Annotated in this window: 5 protein-coding genes; 4 read left to right on the top strand and 1 reads right to left on the bottom strand. The window is 54.0% G+C overall.

Translation table 11 applies throughout. The features are described from left to right. Positions 1-103: 103 nt before the first annotated feature. Positions 104-1,585 (top strand): GumC family protein, encoded by a 1,482-nt coding sequence (locus tag WA354_RS05320; protein ID WP_472811972.1) that lies wholly within the window; start codon positions 104-106, stop codon positions 1,583-1,585. A 6-nt stretch (positions 1,586-1,591) separates the two neighbouring features. Then, positions 1,592-2,899 (top strand): AAA family ATPase, encoded by a 1,308-nt coding sequence (locus WA354_RS05315; protein WP_472811971.1) that lies wholly within the window; start codon positions 1,592-1,594, stop codon positions 2,897-2,899. Positions 2,900-2,968: 69 nt separating this feature from the next. On the opposite strand, the gene WA354_RS05310 is transcribed toward WA354_RS05315, so the two are convergent. Next, positions 2,969-3,199 (bottom strand): hypothetical protein, encoded by a 231-nt coding sequence (locus WA354_RS05310; protein ID WP_472811970.1) that lies wholly within the window; start codon positions 3,197-3,199, stop codon positions 2,969-2,971. A 114-nt stretch (positions 3,200-3,313) separates the two neighbouring features. Between WA354_RS05310 and WA354_RS05305 the strand changes: the two genes are divergently transcribed. Then, positions 3,314-3,616, top strand: coding sequence for a P-loop NTPase family protein (locus WA354_RS05305; RefSeq protein WP_472811969.1), 303 nt, complete (start codon positions 3,314-3,316; stop codon positions 3,614-3,616). 22 nt (positions 3,617-3,638) lie between these two features. Beyond that, positions 3,639-5,069, top strand: coding sequence for a sugar transferase (locus WA354_RS05300; protein WP_472811968.1), 1,431 nt, complete (start codon positions 3,639-3,641; stop codon positions 5,067-5,069). Positions 5,070-5,624: the final 555 nt, after the last annotated feature.

Here is a 5,624-nt window from a genome sequence, read left to right as displayed (position 1 = left end):
TGATCTTCGTTCCACAGAATCAGATCTCGAAAATCGCCAGATACCTGCCCACGACCAATCTGGGAGTGTATGCCACCCCAGGGATCTTTTAGGTGAACGCGTTATGGCAAACGACTTGATGGACTTCCGCCCGTACGAGCGTCGACCACTGCCCACTCTAAGGGATATTGTCGCCGTAGTCTTCCGGCAACGACGGGTGATTTTTGGAACATTCTTAGGCGTCCTGGTGCTGGTGCTTCTCTCGGGGCTCTGGATGCGCAGGTACGAAGCGCATATGAAGTTTCTCGTTCTGCGCCAGCGCACTGACATGATGGTGACCGCCAGCGCGAACGCCCCCGCGCAGGACTCGGGAGCAATTACGGAGGAGGATCTGAACTCCGAGGTCGAGCTTATTCGTAGCGACGACCTGCTGCGGAAGGTGGTCGTCGCGACCAACCTTCAGAACAGATCGTCTTCTATTTTCAGCCATCCCAAACAGGAGACGGCTGTCGCTTCGGCGGTTCGCAAATTGGACAAGGATCTTGATGTCGAGCCGATTCGCAAGACCAATGTGATCGAGGTGAAGTATCGTACCGGCGATCCACAATTGGCTGCCACGGTGCTGAACGCGGTAGCAAAAGCGTACCTGGAGAAGCACCGCGAAGTGCACCGGCCCTCTGGAGAATTCAAATTCTTTGATCAGCAGACCGATCGATTCCAGCAAGGATTGGAGCAGTCCCAGGCACAGTTGGCGGAATTCACGCAGAAAAACGGGGTTGTCGACGCACAAGTTCAAAAGGACCTCATCCTTCAGCGGCTCGCTGATTTCAATGCGACAGCACACCAGGCTGAGGCATCGGCCGTCGAAACTGCCCGGCGCATCCGCACGTTGGAGACACAGCTCAACGCGATGCAACCCAGACTGACAACGGAGATCCGGACCGGAGAAAATCCACAGCTCATGCAGCAACTCAAGTCCACGCTCCTGAACCTCGAGCTAAAGCGAACTGAGTTGCTGACCAAATACGATCCCTCCTACCCCCTGGTCCGGGAAGTTGAGAAGCAGATTGCGGAGACGAAAGCCTCGATCGGCGCTGAAGAAAGCGCACCACCCAAGGAGCAAACCACCAATCAGGATCCGACCTACATGATGCTGCGGAGCGATCTCGCAAAGGCACAAGCCGATCTGAGCGGATTCGAAGCTAGGGCAACGGCATTGAGCGTGGCGGCCAATGAGTATCGATCGGAAGCGAAGACTTTGGAAGAGATGGGCCTTACCCAGGAAGATTTGAAGCGGACCGAGAAAACTCAAGAAGAAAACTACCTGCTCTATCTGAGAAAGCGGGAAGAGGCCAGGATCAGCGATGCTCTCGATCAGCGCGGAATTCTCAACGTTGCCGTTGCTGAGCAGCCTGTCGCACCTGCATTTCCCGTTCAATCTCCCGCCAGAACTGGCGGCATCACCCTTATGTTGGCGTTCTTTTTGAGTATCGGCACGGGCTTCATCGCCGACTTCGCTGACCCGTCCTTCCGGACCCCCGATGAAGTCGTGGGCTATTTGGAAATGCCTGTTCTTGCTGCCTTGCCCAGGAAGACTACGGAGTGATTTGCAATGTTTCTCAAGTACTTCAAACTCGCTGAACAGCCATTCGGTGCAACGCCGGATCCGCGCTTTCTCTTCCACAGCAACTCGCATCGCGAGGCTCTGGCATCACTGTATTGCGCGTTCTACGCCAATCGGGGATTCGCCACCCTCATTGCGGAGCCGGGAATGGGCAAGACAACTTTGCTCTTCGAGTTTCTGGAACACATAAAAGAGTGCGCAAAGACGGTCTTCCTCTTCAACACGTTCTGCGGTCCAGATGACATCGTGACCTACATCTTGCGCGACAGCGGCGTCGAGCCCGGCCCGACAATAGCTGACAGATATCACCAGATTAATCAGCTCCTCAGTGCTGAAGCCCGGAAAGGCCGGCCCGTCGTTCTCGTTATCGATGAGGCTCAAAACCTATCTCCTCACACATTGGAGGGGATTCGTCTGCTCACAAACTTTGAGACGACGCGATCAAAACTGATCCAGGTTGTTCTGGCCGGACAGCCCCAGCTGGCTGACACGCTCGCAAGACCTGATCTCGCTCAGCTCCGCCAACGAATTTTCACGCTCTGTCGGATCGCGCCACTGTCGGCAGCTGAAACTCGGGCCTACATCCAGCATCGTCTTTCGTTCGCAGGGTATAGGGGCAGCGAGCTCTTCTCACCGGAGGCTTTCAATCTGATCGCCGAGGCAAGCTCAGGAATACCACGCGTCATCAATACGCTGTGCTTCAATTCACTTTGCCTTTGCTGCGCTAGAAAGTCCCAACAGGTCGACGCGGCAATGGTCAACGATGCGTTGGCGGATCTCGAGCTAGAGAACGTCCCTCCAGTTCAGGTCTCACATCCTGCCAAATCAGAACATGAAGCGCCATCGGGATCAGTGATCAAAGAGAGATCTATCCGCTCGCGTTTTCCCGTGCCGCTTTATGCTGGCGTTCTCGTCCTCGGAATGGTTGCTGCGCTCTTTGGATTCCGGATGTGGTCGAACGATTCGATGACTCATTTGAAGCCCACTATCCCAACTGTTGCCTCTGATTTCGCAGTACAACAGGAAATGCACTCCTCGTCGCCCGTCCAGCCACCGACGACTGCTCAACCTGGTCGTACTGAGAACCCAGGACCGCAGAAGGTCACAATTGCTTCGGGTGACACGTTGGAAAGGATCGCCACCAGTCACTTAGGGATGTTCAACGGGACGCTATTGCGTCAGATCCGCATGCTCAATCCACAGATTACAGATCCGGATCATATTGAAACCGGCCGTACTCTACGACTGCCGAGCACTGACGATGTAGCCGTTCCGGATGCACCTGGGAGCAAATAGACCATGAGCCAGAACTTCGACTTACTGAAACAGATCGAAGATGAACGTGAGCCTTCGACCGCAGCTCATTTACGCAGCCGTCGAGATGCTTCTCGTAGCGTTCCCCGGATCCACTTCAGCCCGGAATTGATGGGATTTGCGCAGAATGTATTTCTCGCCGACGGAGCTGATACCCCCCACGACGTCCTGTTTTGTGGTGTCGATCGAGAAAACGAAAGCAGCCTGATCTGCTTCGAACTCGGCCGGTTGCTTGCGGCTCTCAGTGGCCACTCTGTCTGTCTCGTCGATGGCGATGTTCATGATTCGCGACTAACCCACAGAATCAGGGAATCCCGGGTCCCGAGTCTGAACGACTCATGGTGCGATGGATGCACCCAAATAGAACCTAACCTTTGGATGGCTGATGCCGATTCCTTGGACCCAACCCACAGGGGCGTTCTCGCTGAGGCGGATGTACTGAAGAACAAGCTGATTGAACTGAAACGCTCTTACTACTTCGTGCTCATCAACGCTCCCAGCGTCAACGACCGCAGCGACGCGGGTGTCCTCGGGCAGATTGTGGATGCCACCGTCCTGGTCATTGAAGCCAATTCAACTCGCAAGGCAGCAGCGCTAAGAGCCAAGAAAGCCCTCCAGTCAATGAATGTCCGTCTTCTGGGCACTGTGCTGAACAATCGGACCTTCCCGATCCCTGAAGAGCTTTACAGCAAACTATAGAGCTACCGAACTGAGATCGACGATGCTCAACTTCAGACGTCAGGTTCTTCTCTACATCTTCAAGTCTTTCGACCTGGTCCTTCTGGTCGCGGCGCTTTGCGTGTCCGTTCTCGGACGGGCGCTATTCACCCCCCTTCCAATTTTGGTTGCAGAGCGCATCCAGGTGCATACGATCTTTGGAATCGCGGTCCTTCTTTTTCTCTGGAGACAAACGTTCTCTCTTTTGGGTCTTTATCAGTCCAAGCGTCTCGCTCCCTTCTTGTCAGAGCTTACCGATCTGTCAAAAGCATCCGTCATTGCCACGATCTTGCTCTTCGCTGTCGGTATCTTTTTCCGAATTCTGAACATCACTCCGGCGGTTGTATTCCGCTTTCTGCCGCTGACACTCGCTTGTCTCATTCTTTCTCGACTGGTATTACGCCAAGCGCTGAAAGTCGTCCGCCTTCGCGGTCACAACCTGCGCCACGTGATCATCGTCGGCACCAATGCTCGAGCTTTGGCGTGCGCAGAAGCAATGATGAAAATGCCGGAGCTTGGTTACACTCTCGTAGGATTTGTCGATGACGTCTGGGTTGGACCAATCCCAAACAGCCACATTGAACCGAACCTAGTCTCCACGATCGCCGAATTCCGATCCTACTTGCGAAGCCACATTGTTGATGAAGTCATCATTGCGCTGCCGATCAAGTCTTTTTATGACCAGGAAGACAAACTGCGTCAGATCTGTCAGAACCAGGGAGTGATCGTTCGTGTTCATTCAGATCTCTTCGAAGGTCCCACAGTGGCGACCGATGTCTCTAAGCTAGGTGCTGATCCACTCGTAAGCTATTATCCTGTGCCTTCAGAGGGAATTGAGCTTGGCGCAAAGCGTGTTATCGACCTCCTCGGCTCGGCCATCTTGATTATTTTCTTTAGCCCGTTCATGCTTGTCGCGCCGATTCTCGTGAAGATCGATTCAGAGGGCCCCGCACTCTTCTCTCAGGAACGAATCGGACTGAATAAGCGGCGCTTCCGGCTCTACAAGTTTCGCAGCATGGTTCCGAATGCAGAAAAACTACAAGCTCAGCTTGAAACACAAAACGAGGCAGAGGGCCCCGTATTCAAGATCACAGATGATCCACGGATCACTCGCGTCGGAAAGTTACTTCGCAAAACCAGCATCGACGAACTGCCGCAGCTCTTCAATGTGCTCAAGGGCGATATGAGTCTCGTGGGACCACGTCCACTTCCGGTACGGGACTACACCGGATTCAACCACGATTGGCAGCGCCGCCGCTTCAGTGTCCGCCCCGGAATCACTTGTCTTTGGCAAGTCAGCGGCCGCAGTTCTCTCTCCTTCGATCAGTGGATGCGTCTAGACATGGAGTACATCGACCGCTGGTCGCTCTGGCTCGATATGAAGATCCTAGCGCGAACGATTCCGGCGGTTGTTAAGGGAGCAGGGGCAGCCTAAACACCCTGTCGGAAGAGGCCCCCTTTATGGGCGGACCGGCATCGGAGATTGGCCACCAAGTTTCGCGTACCGTCGAGTAGTTAACCTTCCTTGGTCAGATCGTGAACTTTCAAGCGAGGGTGCAGACGTTGCCTATATTTGCAGAGCGAACGCGTTTCACTCGATTCCCGAACGTCGCACTTTATCGCAATACTCATGTCGGCTCCAATGTGATGCTGGGGCCTGAAATTGTCACTTTGACCGCAGCCATCACAAAAACTCACTATCAACATAAGTGAGGGACAAAGGGCTGCACCTAAATGCTTCCAGTGCATTCCGCACCACCGTACCCTGATCGATCCCCTTGACTAACATGACAAAGATAGAGTACACAGGGCAAGCCACATCAGGTCCGGTCGCCGCTAAGGCGATAGCACTACTCAACAGGATGTCCTCTCCCTCCTACGGCATTGCGGTCGATCAAGGGATTAGTAGTGCAGGGAATTTTCTCACGACGTTTATCCTCGTACGACATCTGTCAGGAAGTGAGTTCGGAATCTTTGCCTTGTTATATGG

Source organism: Occallatibacter sp. (genome assembly GCF_049802275.1).
In the GTDB taxonomy this organism is placed as follows: domain Bacteria; phylum Acidobacteriota; class Terriglobia; order Terriglobales; family Acidobacteriaceae; genus Telmatobacter.
This window is presented reverse-complemented; position numbering and strand designations above follow the sequence as displayed.